Genomic DNA, 22,369 nt, shown 5'->3' with positions numbered 1-22,369 from the left:
CGCTATAACGTTTCGCTCTTTTTAAAGTTATTTTATTACTCTATTTCTTTAAATTTTATTTTGTAAGCCGCATCAAGAAGTTTCGCTTTAGCACGAATTCGCTCTTCGAGCTGGTCTACTAAGTTATTATTATCAAAGCGGTCTTTTTGGCGGATGCCATCTAAATAATAACCACTTTTTCGGCTACTACCCGTTAAGCCCAAATCAGAAATAATCGCTTCACCCGGACCATTAACAATACAACCAATAATAGAAACATCCATTGGCGTTAATATATCTTCAATACGTTGTTCTAACGCATTAACGGTGGCGATAACATCAAACTCTTGGCGAGAACAGCTTGGACAAGCAATAAGATTGATACCTCGACTACGTAATTTTAGTGACTTTAAAATATCAAAACCGACTTTAATTTCTTCTATGGGATCTGCTGCCAAAGAAATGCGTAACGTGTCGCCAATTCCTTCAGCTAATAACAAGCCTAAACCTACAGAAGACTTTACTGAGCCAGAGCGCAAGCCACCTGCTTCGGTAATACCAAGGTGAAGTGGGTTATCAATCTGTTTTGCTAATAAACGGTAAGATTCGACCGCAAGAAATACATCTGAGGCTTTAACACTAACCTTAAACTGATCGAAATTAAGCCTATCTAGAATATCAACATGACGCATTGCCGATTCAAAAAGTGCTTCTGGCGTTGGTTCAGTATATTTTTCTTGGATATCCTTTTCTAATGAACCACCATTTACACCAATACGAATAGGAATATTTAAGTCACGTGCACATTCAACAACACTACGCACTCGGTCTTCGCGGCCGATATTACCAGGATTAATACGTAAACAATCTGCGCCATACTCAGCAACTTTTAAGGCGATTCGATAATCAAAATGGATATCAGCAACCAGTGGAACTTTCACTAGTTTTTTAATTTCGCGAAAGGCTTCGGCTGCATCCATCGTCGGTACGCTCACCCGAACAATATCAGCACCCACACCTTCTAATGCTTTAATTTGTGCAACGGTTGCTGCCACATCAGTCGTCAACGTATTGGTCATTGACTGCACAGTTATCGGTGCATCGCCACCAACAGGAACATTACCCACCATTATTTGACGAGATTTACGGCGGATGATTGGAGATTCTTTAAACATAATAATTCACAACTTTGGTGGTTTGTCACTTAAGCGCAACAAACGTTATTTATACAAAATGCTAATGACTAATTGGTAACAGGCAAAGTAAATTTAGCGATATTACCACTGTTAAACTGACTCATATCAATGACTTCATCGGCAAAGTTTATTGCCACTAATTCAGGTCTTCCTAGGGTAACATCAAAAGGTGCTTGCCCAGATATTGTCATAACGTAACCCAATTTTTTCACACCCCAAGCAATGCGCTCACCTGTTGAATCTGAAATATTTACCCAACAGTCACCAGAAAAAGTAAAAGTAACTTCAGTTAAAGGCACTTCAGTCAATGCTTCCTCTGCTATTGGGGTATTTTCAACTGCAATGATGTCAGCTTCGCTCACTTGACTATTTTCTACATTAACCGCTGCGGGTGTAATATCATTACTTTGCTGCTCTAACACGGCAGTAGCTAAAGGTGCCTCAGTAATAGTTTTAGTCACGTTATCAATGTTAACTGTCGAAAGATCACTCGTTTTATTTTCGTTAACATCGTCAGCACTTTGAGTAATTATCTCAATATCTTCAGCCAGCGTTTGAGCTTGTTCTTTATTATTTTGCAACCACCACATCATAGTAGAACCAATGAGAATGGCTAAAATGATATAGCTTATCCACATAATACGATTGCTTTCTGCTAACTTTTCCGTGCCTTTAGAAAAACTTTGTAGTTTAGAAACTTGTGCTTTAGCTATATTTAATTGTTCATAGCTTACCAATACATCATCTTGAGAAACATTAACTAATTTTGCATAGCTACGTAAATAGCCGCGATTATAAGTTTCCGGCAAATTACTATTAAACAGCTCACTTTCTATCTCATTAACTAAAGTAAGACGAAAATTGAGTTTACTCGCAACCTCTTGCTGAGTTAAGCCTGCTTTTTTTCTAGCATCACTAAGAATTTGTCCCGGCCCAATGATTTTACTATTGTCAGAAAGGTCGTCTTCGGAACTGTTATGCAAGGGTTCTGATGATGCAGTAGCTTGTGCCTTTTTGATATTATTAGGCGTTTCAACATGGGTCATTGGGTTTTCTCTTGTTCAACTTTATTAGTAGCATTGTTGGTTGGCATAGTATCAGTATGCTCTGGTAAATAAACATAGAACGTTTGGCCTAGCTTTAAAATATCGCTACGAGTAATATTATTCCAGCGCTCTAGTGTCTTCATATGAATATTGTATTTTTTTGAGAGGCTAAATAAACTGTCGCCTTTGACAATAATATGTATTTTTGCTTCAAGGTCATCCTTTAACTGTTCTTGGGTATCCTTGATACTCATCGTCTCTACGTTAGTACTTTTAGCAACTGTTGCTTTTTTAGCCTGTTGTTTTAGCCGTTTTTTTTGGGGCTTGTTCGGTGATAAAACAACGACACGTTTCGGTGGTAAAGCGTCACTAGTTGTTAATATCGATGCTTGGTAAATCTTTGCTAAGTCATCCGCTTCAGTATGCTCAAGCGCATTTAAAATATATTGCTTAGCTTGGTAAGAAGTTGGGAACATTTTTACCAACATACTGGCATAATTTTTAGCTGTACGATAATTGCGCTGCTTTTCAAAAACCTTATAAGCCAATGAAAGTGCTTCAGGACTAAAGCGACGAGTTGCTTTTTCATAACGTTTCACATAACGTTGCGCGGATTTATAATCACCAATAGCGTACTGTAAGCGAACCATTTGTAATAAAGCTGAGGCACGATTAGGACTATGCTGAATAGATTTTGTAAAGTATTTTTCAGCCTTAACAAATTCACCGGCTTTTAGTTGACAAAGCGCGAGGTTTTCGTAACTTTGCGAGACCATTAAGTAGGTTGGGATTGCTATCGCTTTTAAAGTGTATTTTTCAGCGTCGGCATACTTTTCATGTCGACAAAGAAAAACCCCATAATTATTTAAGGTATCTGGATTTTTTTCATCGATTGATAACGCCTGTTCATAAGCATTGGTAGCAAGCTGTGATTCGCCAACCACATCATAATAATGAGCAAACGCCGTATAAACTTGGGATAAGTTCGGTGAAAAGCGCTTTGCTTTTTCCAAATTTAACTTCGCTTGGCTAGTATTTCCCATTTTTAAATAGCCAAGACCTAATGAAATTCGAGTCATCGCCATTTCATTATTACTTGAGTCACTTTCTACTACAGGTATTGTACTGTCGTTCTCATAATTTTGTGTTACACACCCAGAAAGGACAATTAACAAAGCGATAACGCTCGTTATAAATAACCGCGGCAGAAATTTAATCATATGGCAGAATGTCACTTATCGTAATGTAATAATTACAGATTATACCTATACCCGATCTACTTCAAGATGCTTGTTGAACTAGTATGCTGTCGAACGGGTATAAATACCTCGAGAATAAAGTGTTAGACCAGTTTAACTGAAATCTCTTGGGCTTTAGACTCGTCATTTTTTGAAGAGTTCATTGCTGTTCGCTTTGTTCTATCAAAAACATCACCGGCTAATTGGCCACAAGCTGCATCAATATCATCACCACGGGTACGGCGAGTAATAACGGTTAAACCATATGACTGCAATACTTTATCAAAACGGTCAATACGTGAATTACTTGAACGTTTATAAGGCGACCCAGGGTAAGGATTAAACGGGATCAGATTGATTTTACTCGGTAAATCTTTCAAAGCGATAGCAAGTTCATGTGCTTGGTCAGTACTGTCATTAACATGATCTAACATCACATATTCAATCGTTGCCTGCTTATTAGCTTTTGAACCATCAATATAACGTCCAGCTGCCGCAATAAACTCTTCTAAAGGATACTTTTTGTTTATTGGGACCAATACATCACGAAGCTCGTTGTTACCCGCGTGAATTGAAATGGCTAATGCACAATCTATTTTTTCTTTTAACATATCAAGCGCCGGTACTACACCAGAAGTACTCACTGTTACTCGACGTTTTGAGAGGCCGTAGCCTAAATCATTTAACATAGTATCAAGCGCTGGAATTAAATTTTTCATATTTAAAAGCGGCTCGCCCATTCCCATCATAACAATATTCGTAATGGGACGTTTTCCAGCGATACGTGTCGCGCCAATATCATTAGCAACACGCCATACTTGACCAATAATTTCGCTCATAGACAAATTGCGATTAAAGCCTTGTTGCGCCGTGGCACAAAACGTACATTCAAGTGCACAACCGACTTGCGAGGATACACATAATGTTGCGCGATCGTTTTCAGGGATCCACACTGTTTCAACTTCTTGACCACCTTCGAGGCGTAAAGAATATTTTATCGTGCCGTCAGTTGATACTTGCTTTTCAGATATTTCTGGTGCGCTAATTTCTGTTTCACGTTGTAATTTTTCACGTAATTTTTTGTTCAAATTAGTCATTAATTCAAAATCAGAGTAACCAAAATGATATATCCATTTCATCATTTGATCGGCACGAAATGGCTTTTCGCCAATTGAAGCAAAGTATTCACGCATCCCTTGATGGTCCAAGTTTAATAGATTTACTTTCTTCTTTACCGCAGATACGGTCGGGCTTACAACTTCAGTCACTTCACTCATGATTCACTACTTCTCAAACAACAAAATTACAAAAAACAATTGTACAGCTTTCATACAAAACATGACAATTTACAGATCAAATTATATCAAACCTTAACGTTTTTAATTAAATTTCTCTTTTTGTAAAACAGAGGGTTAGTAAATTAAAAAGCTTAAGGTTTATTATAACTCTAAAAATAACAAAAGGATTTTACTGGAAACAGTAAAACCCTTTAATATTTTATTTCTAGATTAAACTAAGTTAATGATGAAAATTCAAAAAGGATAGCGCGGAGCTTACGTTAGTAAGTGAGCACTTTTCTTACAGAAGTTTCGCCATTAACAACGTTTAATATCAGATTAACGAGTGCGTGGGCAAATTTCGTCATCTGAGAAGAAGTAAGCAATTTCACGTGCAGCAGATTCTAAAGCGTCAGAACCGTGAGCAGCATTTTCGTCGATGCTATCAGCAAGATCAGCACGGATAGTACCAGCAAGTGCTTCAGCTGGGTTAGTAGCACCCATGATTTCACGGTTTTTAAGAACAGCGTTTTCGCCTTCTAAAACTTGAACCATAACTGGACCAGAAGTCATGAATGAAACTAAAGCGCCAAAGAAAGGACGTTCGCTATGTTCAGCGTAAAAGCCTTCAGCTTTTTCTTGGCTTAAGTGAATCATTTTAGAAGCAACAATTTTTAAACCAGCAGTTTCAAAACGGTTATAAATTTGACCAATGAAGTTTTTAGCAACTGCGTCTGGTTTTACGATAGAAAAAGTACGTTCGATAGCCATGATAAGCCCTTATATATATTTTAGATAAAATAGGTGTATAAATTTTGGCGCGATTATAGACGAATTTGAACAAAAAAACTAATATTATTCACTTAGTACTCTTTTTGATTTTAATGTCTTGAATCCGGCCTCGAATCCTTCTAGATATATGGGTAACGTAAGTTGCTTTTTACTCTCTAAAGCAAAAGCGATCATACCGACCTTAGCGTTTTTCATCTCATTGAGTAAAACATCATCGATTTTAATCATACTTTAAGGTGTAAAATAAGCAGATATAAAAAAACTGACATTGAGTCAGCTTTTTTTATATGAGTAACAAAATACTAACTACACACTGCTTCGACGATACTGTCGATATTCTGGTTGCCAAAAGTTCTGTTCTATTTTTGCGAGTAAACTTTCATCATCGATGCGTAAAGCTAAGTTTTGATCAAAAGCTACTTTCGCGACAGCAAAGGCTATTTTTCGACTTAAACTGGCAATTTCAGTGAGTGGAGGTAAGAGTTCACCCAGCCCGGTGTTGGCTAATGGTGAAGCTTTAGCAAGAGTTTCGCTGGCAACCATTAACATTTCATCGGTAACACGGTTAATATTGGCTGAAACAATCCCCAAACCTAAACCAGGAAAAATATAACTATTATTACATTGCACGATAGGAAAAGTTTTACCTTGATATTCAACGGGTTTAAATGGACTGCCGGTTGCAACAATGACCTCGCCTTGCGTCCAATTAATGACTTGTGTTGGCGTAGCTTCTACTTGTTTAATAGGATTACTAAGCGGGAAAATAATCGGCATTGGACAGTGTGATTTCATTGCTCTAATCACAGGTTCGGTAAATAAACCCGGCACACCTGACACGCCGATTAAAATATCTGGCTGAGCATTATTCATCACTTCTAATAATGTCGCATATCGCCCTGAAACAGCCCACGTAGAAATTGTACGAGGTGATTGCACCAGTTTTTGCTGAAAGTCTCGTAAATCAGCCATACCATCGGTTAATAAACCAAAACGGTCAACCATAAAAATTTGACTGCGTGCTTGTTTTGCAGAAATACCTTCACTGACCATTTGCGCAATAATTTGTTCGGCAATACCGCAACCGGCAGAGCCACTGCCAACAAAGACAACTTTTTGCTGTGATAATGTGGTTTCTTTAGCAAGCTTACGCCCTTTAATGCGGCATGCTGCTAGTAAAGTACCGACAGTCACTGAGGCGGTTCCTTGAATATCATCATTGAAACAACAAATTTCATCACGATACTTATTAAGTAATGGTGTGGCATTGGGTTGAGCAAAATCTTCAAATTGCAATAATACATGTGGCCAACGACGTTTCACTGCTTGAATAAACATGTCAACGAACTCGTTGTATTCTTCTTGATTAATACGTTTATGACGACGCCCCATATACATAGGGTCATTCAATAACTTTTCGTTATTGGTACCAACATCGAGCATTACCGGTAAAGTATACGCGGGGCTAATGCCACCACAAGCGGTATAAAGTGAAAGCTTGCCGATCGGAATACCCATTCCACCTATGCCTTGGTCACCCAGACCAAGAATACGCTCGCCATCGGTAACAACAATGACTTTTATTTTATTTTTGGTCGCATTACGAAGAATATCATCCATGTGATGTCTATCTTCATAAGAAATAAATAATCCACGCGAGCTACGATAAATATCTGAAAATTGCTCACACGCATCACCTACTGTCGGCGTATAAATAATCGGCATCATCTCAGCTAAGTGCGCCTGAACGAGCCTGAAAAATAAAGTTTCGTTGTTATCATGAATTGTACGTAAATAAATATGCTTATTTAAGTTGGTTCGAAACTTATTATATTGCATAAAAGCACGTTCAACTTGCTCGTCTATTGTTTCATAACGGGGCGGCAATAAGCCCATTAAGTTAAAATTAGTGCGCTCCTCTTCGTCAAAAGCGCTACCTTTATTTAATAGGGGGGTTTCTAAAAGACTTGGACCAGCATAGTGGATATATAACGGACGTTTAATATTTATTGTCATAATAATTTTTGATGTAGACCATATGGTTGATGAATAGTCAAAATTCATGGTAGTGATATATACGGTAGTATAAGCCAGATGAGGTTTATAAAACAATCAATTACCTAAACAAGACTAAAAATCACCCTTAAATTTATCTGCCGCTAATCGACTTCAGAAATCCACGCTAATTGAATGGCCTCAAGCACTCTTTCACCACAATGCTTAGGATCATCATCAAAATTATCGAGGGCTATCACCCATTGCATCAATTCTGGAAAATGTAATTTAAGTGGATCAGCATCCGGATGCTCTTCCATTAAATCTAATGCTAACTCTAATGAGTCTGTCCAACGATATCCCATATATAACTCCAACTTTTAAAATAAAAGATTAAACCACAATGCATCTATTGCAATCATGATAATTAACCAAATAAACATTCTTCGGTATTTAAGGCAAAATTGACAATCAGTTTGCCACCATTTTTTCAATGTCTCTTTCACTTAAACCACCCACCTTAACGCTTGGTCATAAGTATATACCTATGATACATCAAAGGCGCTACTTCAGCAGGAAATATAATCCCTTAAGATAGAATTGATTGAAATATTATGGTTATAATCTCGTCAAGAATTTTTATTAAAAGAGCAGATAATAATATGAGTGAAATTAAGTTTTCATCCGCACAAAAAGAGTTACTGGTTCAAAAACTACAGCATTATTTTGCAAGCGAACTTGATCAAGAGCTTGCTCAGTTTGACGCTGACTTTTTGCTTGATTTTTTTACTAAGGAAATGGGCAATCATTATTATAATCAAGGTATTTATGATGCCCAGCAATTATTAACAGAAAAACTTGATTATATTTCTGATGAAATGTATCAATTAGAAAAACCAGCCAACTAATGACCACTGAGCAAAAATAGATAAATTAACTTGAGCCTTAGCAATATTCTCTACCCTTTATCTGCAAGATTAATTTTAAATTGTATTATCAAGCGGCAATTATAATAAGAGTTGATTTATCACAACGATTATTCTGATAAATACGCTAATATGGCTTTACTGATTATTTGAAATACAAACTATAATGCAAATTACTGATTTAAATGAAGAGCAGAAAATTCTGCCAATATTTCGCTTAGGCTTCCGACCCTTTTTTTTAGGTGGCGCTGTTTTTAGTTTAATTGCCATTACTTTATGGTTGTTAATCTATAAAGGGACCATTAGCTTTTCACCTTACGGTGGTGGCTATTGGTGGCATATTCATGAAATGATTTTTGGTTTCGGCAGTGCCATCATTGTTGGTTTTTTACTCACCGCAGTGCAAAATTGGACAGGTATTGCCAGTGTTAAAGGCAAACCCCTCGCCGCTTTATTCTTGCTATGGTTATTAGGCCGAGTGGTCATGTTAATGCCCGACTTATTAGGGGCAACATTAAGCGCTTTGATAGATTTAAGTTTCTTATTAGCTATCGCTTATACACTCGCCAAACCTATATTAGCGATAAAGCAGTATCGAAATTTATTTTTTGTACCACTATTGGTGATGTTTACCATCGCCAATGGAGAAATGCACTTAGCAACCCTTTACCCACAAAGTTTTTCGTTGAGCTACTCAGGTTATGCCGGTGTTTTATTAGTGGTATTTTTAATGTCCGTTATGTCTGGACGTGTTGTGCCAATGTTCACCGCTAATGGAACACAAACCACAAAAACAACCCCTGCTCCTTTACTTGATAAACTTGCTAATGGCAGTTTACTGCTTGCTATGCTGATGTTGTTGTTACATCCATTGGTGGGTTTTGTGCCGATGTTTTTTGGCATTATCTTAATTTTTGCTGGTTTATTTCAGTTAATTCGTTGGTTGAGATGGCGACCTTGGATAACACTGGGCGTACCACTTTTATGGTCATTACATTTCGCCATTAAATTTATTTGGTTTGGCCTTATCTTATTAGGGTTTAGCTACATTATTGATGAAATCCCCAGTAATCATGTTTGGCATCTATTAACCATTGGTGGCATGGGGGGGATTATTTTAGCAATGATTTCTCGTGTTTCTTTAGGGCATTCTGGTCGACCATTAACCCCACCTAAAATGATGTCAGTCGCTTTTGCATCTATTACCTTCTCGGCTATGGTTCGGGTATTTGGGCCTTGGTTAGTACCAGAAAAAACTTTACTCTTTGTCGATATAAGTGGTTTTTTCTGGTTGGTTGCTTTTGGACTCTTTACTTTTTACTACGGGCCAATGTTGCTAAAAGCACGAGAAGATGGTCGTCCTGGTTAAACTAAGTAACACTCATGCCATAAAATAAATATCACATGATAAAACGGTAAACAGAAATATACGCTGATTGCCGTTTTTTTTTATCTTGATTTCTATTAAGCTAACAACATAATTTCTTTTTGACTACTCGCTATGCAAACCGTTTTTTTAGATCAACAAACCTTTAGTGCCAGCATTTCTTTGACCCGTATAAAGTCTGAGGTCAGTACATTAAGCTGTTATGCCACCACCACTGACAGTCAAATTATTGAACGTTGTAAAACGGCTGAGATTATTATCACCAACAAAGTGTTGTTATCTAAAAATATACTCGAGCAATTACCCCAACTAAAATTAGTGTGCATTGCCGCAACAGGTATGAATAATGTTGACCTAGTTGCTGCTAAAGCACTTAACATTGCGGTTAAAAACGTCAGTGGTTACTCACAAGCCTCAGTCAGTCAATATGTCTTTGCGCAAATGCTTGAATATTTCAGTAATACCGCACACCACAACATCAATACTCAACAAGGACATTGGCAAAACAGTGCTACTTTTTGTTTTCATGGCAAAGGAAGTCAAGAATTAGCAGGAAAAACCATCGGCATCATTGGTTTTGGCAACTTAGGTAAAGCGGTAGCGAAAATTGCTCAAGCTTTTGATATGCACGTCATGATTGCTGAACGTCCTAATGCGATAAAAATAAGAGAAAACCGTCATAGCTTTACTGAAGTATTAAATAAAGCCGATGTTATCAGCTTACACTGCCCACAAACCGAGGAGACGATAAACTTAATAAATAGTGAAACTTTAGCGCTTATGAAACCCTCGGCGTTACTGATTAACACAGCGCGAGGTGCACTGGTTAATAGTACGGATTTACTGCAGGCATTAAAGAATAAAATCATATCTCACGCCGTGCTCGATGTATTAGAACATGAGCCGCCAACAGTGAGTCACCCGTTAATTAATGCATTAATGAAAAAAGAAATCGACAACTTGTCGTTAACTGCCCATATTGCTTGGGCCAGTATCGAGTCGCAGCAGCGATTAATTGATTTAGTCGCTTTAAATATTAAAAACTATAAAGCCGTATAAGGTTTATTTATACGGCTTTTGATAAGACACATCTAAACGAATAACTATACTATAAGTTCAGATGTGTGGTTGATGTTGATTAACTTTCTCTAATAAGATAATCGAATGCTGACAAGGATGCTTTTGAACCCTCGCCCATCGCAATAACAATTTGCTTATAAGGCACGGTAGAAACATCTCCAGCAGCAAATATACCCGGCTCAGAGGTCTGACATTTTTCGTCAATGATGACTTCGCCATATTTAGTACATTCAACAACACCCTGTAAAAAATCACTGTTGGGTAATAAGCCTATTTGGATAAATATTCCCGACAAGCTTTGTTGCTTCATCTCCCCTGTTGCTCTATCTTCATAAGCCAGAGCAACAACTTTACCACCTTCAGCAATCACTTCTTTAGTAGCAACATTTTTAATGATGGTGATCTTTTTATGCGCTTCTGCTTTTTCTACCAATATTTTATCTGCTTTCAAGCCAGGTAAGAATTCGAAGACGGTAACATGATTAACCATACTTGCTAAATCTAATGCCGCTTCTATTCCTGAGTTACCACCACCAACCACAGCAACATCTTTACCTTTGAAAAATGGGCCATCACAATGCGGACAATAAGCGACACCAGAACCAATATTTTCTTTTTCTCCTGGTATACCAAGTTCACGCCATTTAGCCCCAGTAGCAATGATTACCGTTTTAGATTCGATAACTTCGCCGCTAGAAAGATGTAGCTTTTTCGGTACTTTGCTCTCAGGCTCACCTTTATCTATTTTTTCAACACGTACAAACTCTCTTGTCGTGATCTCGTAATCATTTAAGTGCGCTTGCATATTACCCGTTAGTTGTGTGCCGGTCGTTTTAGAGACTGAAATTAAGTTCTCAATACCTACGGTATCTTTGACCTGACCACCAAAACGGTCAGCAATAATAGTCACTTTCAAACCTTTACGAGCGGCATAAATAGCAGCAGCAACACCGGCAGGACCTGCACCTATAACGGTAATATCTTGTAACGGTAACTGCTCGTTGTCATCGCCACCGACAATATAAGGGAAACGTTCGATAAGTTTATCGACTAATTGACCTGTGTCTATTTTTCCATTCGCAAATAATTCGCCATTAAGGTAAACACTCGGTACACCTTGAATATTACGTTCGTCTATTAAGTTCTTAAATAAGCCACCATCAATCATTTCACTGCTGATACCTTCGTTTAATAAGGCAAACTGATTCAACGATTGCACAACATCAGGACAGTTATGGCAACTTAAGGAAATAAATACTTCAAAGTGCAAATCTTCTTTGATTTTTTGCACCATTTTAGTCAAGGTGCTGTCTAATTTCAGTTCGGTACCAGATGACTGTAAAATAGCTAATATCAACGAATTAAATTCATGTCCACTGGGAATACCAGAAAAGTGGATGCCATTATTGTTACCGTCAATTTCTAAGTAGAACGTAATAGGGCTGCGTAAACCATCATCGCGTTCAACAAGTAGTAGATTGTCTGATACTGATGTTAACTGTGTTAAAAATTCTTTTAATTCATTGCGTTTTTGATGTTCACCCGTCTGTAAAACTAGTGATACTTTGTTGGTCATATTTTGGGTATAAGCTTTTACTGCATTTAAAATATCTTCACTTAACATGGGGCTACCTCATTATTTATCTTGTTGAATTTGACATAAGAGCTGTCATTTTGTTGGTTGAAATAAGGTGGAAGAATTCTGGTTAACCAGAATAATGACTTCCACCCATAACGAGACTGCTGTCTTAGATTTTACCAACTAAGTCTAAACTTGGTGTTAAGGTTGCTTCACCTTGCTCCCAAGCTGCTGGACATACTTCACCGTCATTTTCACGCACATATTGTGCAGCTTTTACATTACGCACCATATCTTTTGCACTTCGACCGATACCACCAGCATGAATATGGGCAACTTGAATAACACCATCTGGGTCGACTAAAAATGTTCCGCGGTGTGCCATATGATCTTCTTCAATCATCACATCAAAACCACGAGTAATTGTGCCAGTTTGGTCACCAATCATCGGAAATTTAATTTTACCAATCGCTTCTGAAGAATCGTGCCATGCTTTATGTGAAAAATGTGTATCTGTTGATACCGAGTAAACTTCAACACCAAGACCTTGCAACTCTTCATACTGGTTTGCCATGTCTTCTAATTCAGTTGGACAAACGAATGTAAAATCTGCAGGGTAGAACAAAAAGATTGACCATTTGCCTTTAGTACTCTCAGATGTTACTTCAACAAACTCATCGTTATGAAATGCTTGCGCTTTAAATTCTGGGATAGTTTTGCCTATTTGAGCCATGGGTATTACCTCTGTTATTTAAAAATGTTTAGTTAAATGGTTTTGTTTTAAAAGCATGTTTGCTTTCGATGTGGGTATAGTAGATTCTGTTGAACGATAAATAAATTTGATTAAATAGATTTTAATATTCTAAAAAACAGAATTACAAAATATTTATTATGATAACTAAACAAGAGATTATGCGAATGTCGGTTTCACATTATCCATCGAGAATATCAATATCAAAATAAGTTACCTGCGAACAAGATGACTAATTCAATAAATTCGATTAGGATGGCATCTATGTTCAATATAAATTATCGTTATAAATATGATTTCAATAAAACAGCTTCATTACGCACTCGCTATCGAAAAGACTTTACACTTTAAAAAAGCTGCAGAGGCATGTAATGTTTCTCAATCAGCGCTAAGTACGGCCATTAATGAGCTTGAAAAGCAGTTGGGAATGATGATATTTGAGCGCAATAACAAACAAGTCTTAGTCACTCAAAAGGGGCAGCTGATCCTTAATAAGGCTCGCCAAGTAAAACTAGAACTAGATGAATTATTGCAAATTGCGAAAAGCGACAATCAACCTTTTTCTAGTTCGATGTCGATAGGTGTCATCCCAACTATAGGTCCATACCTTTTGCCTAAGGTGTTGCCCGAAGTTAGGCATCAATATCCAAATTTCAAATTGAAGATACTAGAAGAACAATCACATACCTTAGTTGATATGGTGCGAACCGGAGCGATTGATGCAGCGATATTGGCGTTACCCTATCCTATAGAAGGTTTAATGAGTTTCAGTTTTTGGCAAGAAGACTTCTATTTAGTCTGCCATAAGGATGAATGTCCACAGAAAACCCAAGAAATTACCAGTGAAGAGTTAGCGACAGAAAAACTAATGTTGTTAAAAGATGGCCATTGCCTCAAGGAACATGCACTAGCGGCTTGTCAATTACAAAACCCAAAACAAAGTGCTGATTTTGGCTCTGCTAGTTTGCATACACTGATCCAAATGGTTGCCGGTAAACTCGGAACAACGCTCGTACCACAAATGGCCTTAGATCAATTGACTTATAACGAATCTGAACTTCGGGCTATTCATTTAAATGAACCGGGGCCACACAGAACAATCGCGTTAATCATTAGACCTAATTATGTAAGGACCGATGAGCTGACTATCCTCAAAAATATTTTTACCGCACAACTTACTGAGAAGTGCAGTGATCATTATCTTAAATAATCGTTTCATTTTATAGAATGATATATTTAATTTTATGAAATTTACTGAATGATAATGTTAGGTGACAATCGTTTTATCGAAAATAAATCAGGTAACTCAGATGAAAAATATTATTAATAACATCAAGACAATTTTTAATACTCCAACAGATAAAAAAGCTGTGGTTAATTGTAACTACTCAAATAATTACTATGGCGATCAGTATTGTCAGACGCAGAAAAAATAAAAGTATGGATAAGGTTAGGCGCTAGTAAGTGTTTATAAAAAACTAGCCCTTGCACACCAATATTGAGTAATAAACATTATAAATCAGTTAGAAATATATTAGCGGCATGACATTACTGTGCCAGTAAACCACTTCACCGAATTAACGTGTGTTATTTAAAATTGAGTTGGTATTTATTTAAAAGGACTTGATAATAAGGTGCTGCTTTAAATTTTTTGATGAGTTGTCCTAGTGTTTCTTTTATTTCTTTCGAATCCGCCCTAGCTTTGGTTAATCCTAGGTAGACTGGCGTTTTCGCAACATAAGGCTCCATCGCCTGAACTTTAGAGATAACATTATTTTTTTTAATCAATTGATTAAAAACATATGGATTAGATATAGCCATATCGATGCGCCTGGTCAGTAACAGCTTTAATAATACTTCTTCAGTTAATGCTGGTAATTTGGTGAGATAGTTAGCGCTATCAAAAGCTTTTCCATAGGAAAACTCTCTTTTGGTTCCAATTGAATAAGGTAATAATTGCTTTAATCGCCCATTATATTGAAAATTATTATCGGCAAGCGTAAATAATTGATTAATCTCATAACCGTAAGAGGGTTCAATAAAGTGATATGTTTTTGCACGCTTTTTATTTTTAAATAATGTAAGTATCAGATCAACTTTACCTTCTGCAACGAGATAAAGTGCTCTTGGCCAAGGTAAAGTGACAAACTCAAAATCATATTTTGAGTTTGCTTTAATATAATCGAGAACATCAATAGTAAAACCTTTTATTTCTCCATTTTCTTTATAATTATAGGGAGAATAACCTATTTCCTCTATAGCGACTTTCAGCGTAACTCTAGCTTTACCTAGATGATTACCGTCTGTCTTTAGACGGTTGTCGGCTAAAATAAAGAACGGAAAAAGGTAAAAGAAAAATAGTAGTTTTTTAAGTATCATCATAAGTAAAAGTATAACGGTTTCTTTTTGTGTTTCCAGCGACTGGATTATAAATATTGGCTAACTACCCGTTATTATAGTTGAGTACCTTGCAAAGAAAAATGGCTAGAGCCACTCATCTTTAATCTTTCCATAATGAAAATATCCCCATTGGCCAACTCGTCGCAATGGTGCAAACGGAAATTTTGGTAACTGACAATTATAAAGAGGCAAGTTTTCTATTTTAGGATCAATAGCTTTTTCAGCGACTTTTTCAGCCAACCGCTTACCTGCTTGCACCGAAAATGACACGCCAGAGCCACAGTAACCCATGCTATAAAAAACATTTTTCTTAGGGTTTTGATAAATATGAGGTAAGTCGTCTAGCGACATACAGATCCAACCTGACCAAGCATACTGGTAGTTTAACTTAGCTAACGGTGGAAAACTTGTTTTTAACACTGCCAACAAACGCTGTGCGTAATAAGGATCATCAGCAGACTTGCCCGTTATTGCGCCACGCCCACCAAATAGAATGCGGTTGTCGGGCAGCTTTCTGTAATAGTATTTTAGCGCTCGTGTATCCATCACTACATTCGACGTTAAAAAGTTACAATCGGCTAACTGCTGCTCTGACAAAGGTTCGGTGACAATAATTTGTGAAAGTACCGGCAACGTTCGATCGGTTGTTAATGAATGAAACCCTTTAGGTGTATATCCGTTGGTAGCAATAACAATCTTTTTAGCCGTAACAACACCTTGAGGTGTTATCAATTTTTGTTGGTGCCCTTCATCTAAAATATCTAACACTGGAGAGCTGGTATGAACTTTAGCGCCGGCTTCACGTGCTAATCGCTGATAGCCCCAGGCCAGTTTCAACGGATTTAAACCAAAACCGTCTTGATAGCGAATCGCGCCATAAGCATTTTTATCGTCCATGTATTGTTGACGAACTTCGTTTCTCGTTAAAATCTCCACATCACTATTTTTAATACCTGCAAAGGTTTTTTGTTGCAGTTTTGCTTGGCTAATAAGCTCAGCTAATTTGCTCGGCTTATGCGCTACTTTTAAAAAACCACGCGTTTGTACGTCACAGTCAATACCTTCAGCGATCAGTGATTTTACCGTTTCAACGCCAGCGCACATTTCATCATAAATGCCGCGCATCACTTCTTCACCCCATTTTTGCGCCATATCGCTATAAGACTTACGTCCTGAAGACTTGAGAATAAAGCCAGCATTTCTCCCACTACAACCCCAAGCCGTTTGATTTGCCTCTAACACATGCGCCTTAATACCATGTTCACGCGCTAAATGTAGCGCACAAGAAAGCCCGGTATAACCAGCGCCTATAATAGCAACATCAACATCTACGTCTTGATTAATTTGTCCGTCACTTGCTGGGGCATTTGTTTCAACATCTGCATTTTCAGCCCAGTAACTTTTAGGGTATGGGGCACCACAACCAGGAGATTTATCGTGTAAAGGATCGTACATTTTTCAAAACTACTTTAAGAAAGAAAACCACAGAAACTTTACCGTATTTATAGGAAATTTGCTAAGATCAATTTTCTAAAAATCACTTTATTTAAACAAATATAAAAAATGAAAAAACAGTTTAATTCAGTAAAGTCTCAAGTCTTATATCGTGAAATGTTACCCAGCGATTTTTCAGCAATAATTGCCTTAGGCACGGCTGTTCATGGTGCTGGTTATATTGACGACTCAAACATGGGCGTCTGGTATAGAAAAGGTATATTAAAAGCAGCTGATAGTAGCGAAATCAATGCAAACTTTGTCGCTTATCTAGATAACGTACTGATAGGTTTTCGCTTAACTTACGCCATTAATCAATGGGAAATTGACGCTTGGTGCAGCCCTGAATTATGGCAACAACCCAGCGAAAAAGTTTGTTATTTCAAATGTAATACCGTTGATGAGAATTATCGTGGTTACGGTGTTGGCAGTCAGCTACTCAAATTATCAACACAAGCAGCAATTAAACAAGGTGCAAATGCGGGTGTTAGTCATTTATGGAAACAAAGCCCCGGTAATAGCGCAGTAAAATATTTCACTAAATGTGGTGGCGTGTTAATTAAAGAACATCCAGAACGCTGGAATGAACTCAGTAAGCAAGGCTATGAATGCCCAGAATGTCCAGACGAATGTCATTGTGTGGCTGCGGAAATGATCATTCACTTTGAAAAATAATCATTACACCACTCATTCGGATGACATTCAGTAACTAGCCAAATATTTTCTTAAATAATGAAGCTGGTGTTTTAATTTCAGCCACGTGATTTTGTACTAGATCCCCCTGACATTGAGTGTCTATCCTTGCAACATCGGGTAGCACTAAGGCATTAAAGTCATTGAGACTTGGATATTCAACCGCAGAATTTTTATGTTCAAAGTCTCCTGTAGCAGGGTTAAAACGGTATTCTTTCGCCCATTCAACAATATTTTCAGTGACTTGATTAATCGCTTCAACAATATACCTGACTTCTTTATCAGAGGTCGTAGGATGAAATGACGCACGTATCCAACCAGGTTTTTCAGCATAATCACCCCTATTAATTCTTTCAGTGATTTTGTTAGACGTATCATGATCAACATTCAATAATATATGACCATAAGTGCCCGCACATGAACAACCACCACGCGTTTGAACACCAAACTTATCGTTGAGCAATCGTACCACTAAATTATAATGAACATTAGGTATGTAAAAAGAAACAATAGCTAAACGGTCTTTAACATTCTTTTCTAGCATCACTACGTTGTCATTTTTGGCTAATTCAGTCATTACATAATCAGTAATTTCTTTTTCACGGGCGGTGATGTTGTTAACGCCCATAGCGTTCTTTACTTTTATCGCTAAGGCAGTACGAATACACTGTAAAAATCCAGGAGTTCCGCCATCTTCACGCATTTCAATATTATTGAAAAAGCTGTGCTCTCCCCATGGGTTGGTCCAAGTGACTGTTCCACCTCCGGGGTGATCGGGTACTCTGTTTTTATAGAGCGCTTTATTGAAGATAAGCACTCCCGAACTGCCAGGCCCACCAAGAAATTTATGAGGAGAGAAATAAATGGCGTCTAAACTTTGCTTGGAGTTTGTTGGATGCATATCAATATCAACATAAGGAGCTGAACAAGCAAAATCAACAAAACATAAGCCGCCGTGTTCGTGCATTTTTTCTGCTAACAAGTGATAAGGGGTTTTAATGCCAGTGACATTGGAACAAGCAGAAAACGAGCCTATTTTTACTTTTCTAGCTTGGTACTTTTCTAACAATAATTGTAGATGTTCAAGCGATGGTAAACCATGGCTGTCAGGGTCAATAATCTCTAACGTGATATCACACTCATACCAAGTAGTTTGGTTTGAATGGTGTTCCATATGGGTAATGAAAACAACGGGTTTATCACAATCATCAAACTTCACTTGCTCTTGCATACGCTCAGGAATACGTAGACCTAGAATACGTTGAAACTTATTAATAACACCGGTCATTCCTGCTTCTGCCGTGATTAATACGTCATTATCGCAGGCATTTACATGGCGTTTTATTATTTTTTGCGCATCGTGATATGCATTCGTCATCGCACACCCGGTTAAATTAGTTTCGGTATGGGTATTAGCGACAAAAGGCCCTAAGGTATGGCTGATATAATGTTCAATTGGCGCATAAAGTCGACCACTTGCAGTCCAATCAGCATAAACAATATCTAATTGCTTACCATTGATTTCATGGCTTAATGATTGACCAATGATATTATTTCTAAAAGGAAGAAAGTGATTTTCAAGTGACATGATTGACGGCTCGTACGTTGTTTCGATAAATAATTCTAACAAAACCGCAATAATGAGCAATCAAAAACCAATTAAAACAACCAATACGCAAAATAAATTCATATAAAAGCAATTTATAGAAAAATACACTAAACTCAACTGCTTTTCGTTAAGATAACGAAAACTCAGTTTCGCGCAAATGCTGTACTTGTCAGTTGCTTGATCGGATAAGAAGAACAATTCGTCGTACAATACTATTTACTTGGATAAAATTACGTTACTTTATTAGCTGTTTATAACCGTAGGAATTTAATAAAATATGAATTTTTCTTTGTGTAAGTTTCTGGTCTTGCCCGCTATTCTTGTTTCACTTAGCGCTTGTCAACTCACCATGAATAGCAAAAACTCGCCACAGACCACCGCTAACGAAAAATTTGATAGTACGGTTAAAGCCCTGTTAGATCATCGTGCCAGTAAAGGTATTTATCAAAAAAGTGCAGCACTAAACGAAGAAAGCTATTGGCCTGATTTATCACCAGAAATGTTGGAAAAAAAATATCAACAACGTCTCACTATCGCGGCAGCATTTGAAAAGATAAATCAAACGTCACTGTCAGACGATAATAAAATTAATTATGCAATTATTAAAGCCCAACTTGATAATAGTATTGCTGAGTATTATTTTAAAGCTCATTACATGCCATTCAATGCTGAATCAGGCTTTCACTCTAATTTAAGTTTTTTTATCAACAATACAGCATTTAATAAAGAAAAAGATATCGACTTCTATTTGAATAAATTATCGACGCTTCCGCTATATTTTGATCAAAACATTTATTGGATGCAGCAGGGATTATCGACAGGGATCACTCAACCTCAAGCGGTATTAATCGGCTATGAACAATCAATACTTGCCTTTATTCCTGAGCATGCTGAAAATTCTGAATTTCTTAAGCCTTTTAGCACAGCGTCAAATTTAATTGCACCTGACGTGCTTTCTGATAAAAAAAGCCAGCTTATTGCGCTATTAAAAACTAAAGTTATTCCTGCTTATCAGCACTACTATCAATTCTTTACCAAAGAGTATTTTCCAAATGCCCGTAAAACTATTGGCGTTTCGGCGACAGCTAACGGTAATGAATTTTATCGCAATAGAGTTAAGCACTACACCACAACAGATATGACACCTGAGCAAATTCATACCTTAGGTTTGAGTGAAGTAAAACGTATTCGTCAAGAAATGGCTGAGATCATTGTAAAAACTGGTTTTAAAGGGACTTTTTCTGAGTTCACCAATTTCTTACGAACTGATGAACAGTTTTATGCAAAAACGCCGTTAGCGTTACTTAAAGAAGCTGCGTATATTGCCAAACAAATGGATGCTAAATTACCCGCACTCTTTAAGCATTTACCCCGCACACCTTATGGCGTTGCACCAGTACCAGACAGCATCGCACCTAAGTATACTACTGGGCGCTACATTCGGGCGCAAAATGATACTCAGCCCGGTTATTATTGGGTTAATACCTACGCGTTAGACAAACGTCCCCTTTATGTATTACCCGCTTTAACCTTACATGAGGGTGTCCCTGGGCATCATCTGCAAATATCATTAAATGGCGAATTAGATAACCTACCTTCATACCGAAGAAATGCCTATATTTCAGCTTTTGGTGAAGGTTGGGGCTTGTATGCTGAATGGTTAGGTATTGAAGCCGGCATATACCAAGACCACTACAGTAATTTTGGTCGCCTGACCTATGAAATGTGGCGGGCAGCCCGTCTTGTTGTTGATACCGGCATGCATGTTATGGACTGGTCAAGAGCGCGTGCCATAAACTTTATGACCGATAACACCGCACTTTCATCACACAATGTAAAAACAGAAATTGATCGTTATATATCATGGCCTGGACAAGCGTTATCTTACAAAATTGGTGAGATAACCATCAGAAATCTCCGTAAAAAAACAGCAGCTGAATTGGGACAAAATTTTGATGTTCGCGAATTTCATCATCAAATTTTGAAAAATGGTTCCGTCCCTCTAAACGTACTTGAAGACCAAATTAACGCCTATATTGCCACAACGTTACTAACAATCGCAGCAGAAGATAAGAAAAAAAGCATCAAAAGTGAGTAGACACTCATAGCCATATGAAGCGACACTGAGTTAGTTCATTTAACTCAGTGTCGTTAATGAGCATGAATTATCTAACTCGTTCGACAAACCGGACAATCGTCCTGTTTATTTAGGGTAAATTGTTGCCATTGATTTGATAAACCATCAAAGAGATTTAACTGATTAATATGTATGGTGTTGCCTGTTAATAATTTAATGGCCTGTAACGATTGCATACCGGCTATAATCGCTAATACCGGACCGACAATACCAAGGGTTTGACAATTTTGGGTCGGCGCTTTTTCACTTTCAGGAAATAAGCACTGATAGCAAGCACTTGCTGGATTTCGAGGATCAATGACTAATTGCTGACCGTCGAACCCCGTAGCCGCCCCAACGATTAATGGCGTTTTTTGCTCAACACAGATTTTATTTAATAAATAACGCGTGGTGATATTGTCGGTGCAATCAAGGACCACATCGACCTGTTCAATGTAATAGTTTGCTAATTCTTCATCAAGCATCTCATCAACGACCTCGATAGTAATGTCACTGTTATGCTGTTGCAATTTTTCAGCACCAACATCAGCTTTATTATTACCGATATCATTTTCAGTGAATAATATCTGTCGCTGTAAATTGGTCATCTCAACCTTATCACCGTCGGCAATAAATAAAGTTCCTACTCCGGCGGCCGCTAAATATAAACTGGCCGGATTACCTAGCCCACCAACACCAACGATTAGTACTTTGGCTTCACGCAGGGCTAACTGCCCTTGCTCACCTATTGTATTGAGCATAATTTGACGGCTGTAACGTAGTTGTTCGTGTTGAGATAACATCAGCTAAA

19 protein-coding genes are annotated in these 22,369 nt (G+C 37.6%); 6 read left to right on the top strand and 13 right to left on the bottom strand.

All coding sequences use genetic code 11. The features are described 5' to 3' along the window. Window positions 1–35 precede the first annotated feature (35 nt). The 7 genes from ispG to iscX form a co-directional block, all read right to left on the bottom strand. Complete coding sequence (ispG, locus tag H4J62_RS10095; protein ID WP_070374804.1) at window positions 36–1,154, bottom strand: flavodoxin-dependent (E)-4-hydroxy-3-methylbut-2-enyl-diphosphate synthase; 1,119 nt, start codon at window positions 1,152–1,154, stop codon at window positions 36–38. A gap of 68 nt (window positions 1,155–1,222) precedes the next feature. Beyond that, entirely contained in the window at window positions 1,223–2,221 is a 999-nt protein-coding gene (locus tag H4J62_RS10090; RefSeq protein WP_182213267.1) for a RodZ domain-containing protein, read from the bottom strand. Then, entirely contained in the window at window positions 2,218–3,441 is a 1,224-nt protein-coding gene (pilW, locus tag H4J62_RS10085) for a type IV pilus biogenesis/stability protein PilW (protein WP_182213265.1), read from the bottom strand. The genes H4J62_RS10090 and pilW overlap by 4 nt, the downstream gene beginning before the upstream one ends. 122 nt (window positions 3,442–3,563) lie before the next feature. After that, a complete protein-coding gene (locus H4J62_RS10080) occupies window positions 3,564–4,736 on the bottom strand; it encodes a bifunctional tRNA (adenosine(37)-C2)-methyltransferase TrmG/ribosomal RNA large subunit methyltransferase RlmN (protein WP_070374807.1) in 1,173 nt (390 codons plus the stop codon). A 339-nt stretch (window positions 4,737–5,075) separates the two neighbouring features. Next, complete coding sequence (gene ndk / locus H4J62_RS10075) at window positions 5,076–5,507, bottom strand: nucleoside-diphosphate kinase (protein WP_070374808.1); 432 nt, start codon at window positions 5,505–5,507, stop codon at window positions 5,076–5,078. 327 nt (window positions 5,508–5,834) lie between these two features. After that, window positions 5,835–7,544, bottom strand: a complete 1,710-nt coding sequence (locus H4J62_RS10065; RefSeq protein ID WP_182213262.1) for an NAD-dependent malic enzyme — start codon at window positions 7,542–7,544, stop codon at window positions 5,835–5,837. A gap of 143 nt (window positions 7,545–7,687) precedes the next feature. Beyond that, window positions 7,688–7,888, bottom strand: a complete 201-nt coding sequence (gene iscX / locus H4J62_RS10060; protein WP_070374809.1) for a Fe-S cluster assembly protein IscX — start codon at window positions 7,886–7,888, stop codon at window positions 7,688–7,690. Between the two features lie 297 nt (window positions 7,889–8,185). Here iscX and H4J62_RS10055 point away from each other — a divergent pair, with 297 nt between their 5' ends. The 3 genes from H4J62_RS10055 (at window position 8,186) to H4J62_RS10045 (ending at window position 10,895) form a co-directional block, all read left to right on the top strand. Beyond that, window positions 8,186–8,431 (top strand): DUF2164 domain-containing protein, encoded by a 246-nt coding sequence (locus H4J62_RS10055; protein ID WP_182213260.1) that lies wholly within the window; start codon window positions 8,186–8,188, stop codon window positions 8,429–8,431. A gap of 184 nt (window positions 8,432–8,615) precedes the next feature. After that, a complete protein-coding gene (locus H4J62_RS10050; RefSeq protein ID WP_182213258.1) occupies window positions 8,616–9,818 on the top strand; it encodes an NnrS family protein in 1,203 nt (400 codons plus the stop codon). Between the two features lie 132 nt (window positions 9,819–9,950). Further along, complete coding sequence (locus H4J62_RS10045; RefSeq protein WP_182213257.1) at window positions 9,951–10,895, top strand: D-2-hydroxyacid dehydrogenase; 945 nt, start codon at window positions 9,951–9,953, stop codon at window positions 10,893–10,895. 79 nt (window positions 10,896–10,974) lie between these two features. Here H4J62_RS10045 and ahpF read toward each other — a convergent pair whose 3' ends face one another. Together ahpF and ahpC are read right to left on the bottom strand one after the other, a co-directional pair. Beyond that, window positions 10,975–12,540 carry an alkyl hydroperoxide reductase subunit F gene (gene ahpF / locus H4J62_RS10040; RefSeq protein ID WP_182213255.1) on the bottom strand — a complete coding sequence of 522 codons (1,566 nt, stop codon included), beginning with the start codon at window positions 12,538–12,540 and terminating at the stop codon, window positions 10,975–10,977. 124 nt (window positions 12,541–12,664) lie between these two features. Further along, on the bottom strand, window positions 12,665–13,228 hold the full coding sequence (ahpC, locus tag H4J62_RS10035; protein ID WP_070374813.1) for an alkyl hydroperoxide reductase subunit C: 564 nt from the start codon (window positions 13,226–13,228) through the stop codon (window positions 12,665–12,667). A gap of 310 nt (window positions 13,229–13,538) precedes the next feature. On the opposite strand from ahpC, the gene H4J62_RS10030 reads away from it, so the two are divergent. Then, complete coding sequence (locus H4J62_RS10030) at window positions 13,539–14,456, top strand: hydrogen peroxide-inducible genes activator (protein ID WP_182213253.1); 918 nt, start codon at window positions 13,539–13,541, stop codon at window positions 14,454–14,456. A 377-nt stretch (window positions 14,457–14,833) separates the two neighbouring features. Here H4J62_RS10030 and H4J62_RS10025 read toward each other — a convergent pair whose 3' ends face one another. Together H4J62_RS10025 and H4J62_RS10020 are read right to left on the bottom strand one after the other, a co-directional pair. Continuing rightward, window positions 14,834–15,628: an ABC transporter substrate-binding protein gene (locus H4J62_RS10025; RefSeq protein ID WP_182213251.1), complete on the bottom strand. Its 795-nt coding sequence runs from the start codon at window positions 15,626–15,628 to the stop codon at window positions 14,834–14,836. Window positions 15,629–15,730: 102 nt separating this feature from the next. Further along, the gene (locus tag H4J62_RS10020) at window positions 15,731–17,101 is read right to left on the bottom strand and encodes an FAD-binding oxidoreductase (protein ID WP_182213249.1); all 1,371 of its coding nucleotides are present in this window, start codon (window positions 17,099–17,101) and stop codon (window positions 15,731–15,733) included. Between the two features lie 108 nt (window positions 17,102–17,209). Here H4J62_RS10020 and H4J62_RS10015 point away from each other — a divergent pair, with 108 nt between their 5' ends. Further along, complete coding sequence (locus H4J62_RS10015) at window positions 17,210–17,815, top strand: GNAT family N-acetyltransferase (RefSeq protein ID WP_259364642.1); 606 nt, start codon at window positions 17,210–17,212, stop codon at window positions 17,813–17,815. Window positions 17,816–17,849: 34 nt separating this feature from the next. Here H4J62_RS10015 and H4J62_RS10010 read toward each other — a convergent pair whose 3' ends face one another. Next, the gene (locus tag H4J62_RS10010; protein WP_182213248.1) at window positions 17,850–19,421 is read right to left on the bottom strand and encodes an aminotransferase class V-fold PLP-dependent enzyme; all 1,572 of its coding nucleotides are present in this window, start codon (window positions 19,419–19,421) and stop codon (window positions 17,850–17,852) included. A 298-nt stretch (window positions 19,422–19,719) separates the two neighbouring features. Between H4J62_RS10010 and H4J62_RS10005 the strand changes: the two genes are divergently transcribed. Further along, window positions 19,720–21,540: a DUF885 family protein gene (locus H4J62_RS10005; protein ID WP_182213246.1), complete on the top strand. Its 1,821-nt coding sequence runs from the start codon at window positions 19,720–19,722 to the stop codon at window positions 21,538–21,540. A 71-nt stretch (window positions 21,541–21,611) separates the two neighbouring features. Here H4J62_RS10005 and H4J62_RS10000 read toward each other — a convergent pair whose 3' ends face one another. Further along, window positions 21,612–22,361, bottom strand: a complete 750-nt coding sequence (locus tag H4J62_RS10000; RefSeq protein ID WP_182213245.1) for a HesA/MoeB/ThiF family protein — start codon at window positions 22,359–22,361, stop codon at window positions 21,612–21,614. Window positions 22,362–22,369: the final 8 nt, after the last annotated feature.

The sequence above is a fragment of the Colwellia sp. BRX8-5 genome, assembly GCF_014077325.1.
Lineage (GTDB): Bacteria > Pseudomonadota > Gammaproteobacteria > Enterobacterales > Alteromonadaceae > Colwellia_A.
The sequence above is the reverse complement of the archived record's forward strand: the minus strand, read 5'-3'. Positions and strand labels throughout refer to the sequence as shown.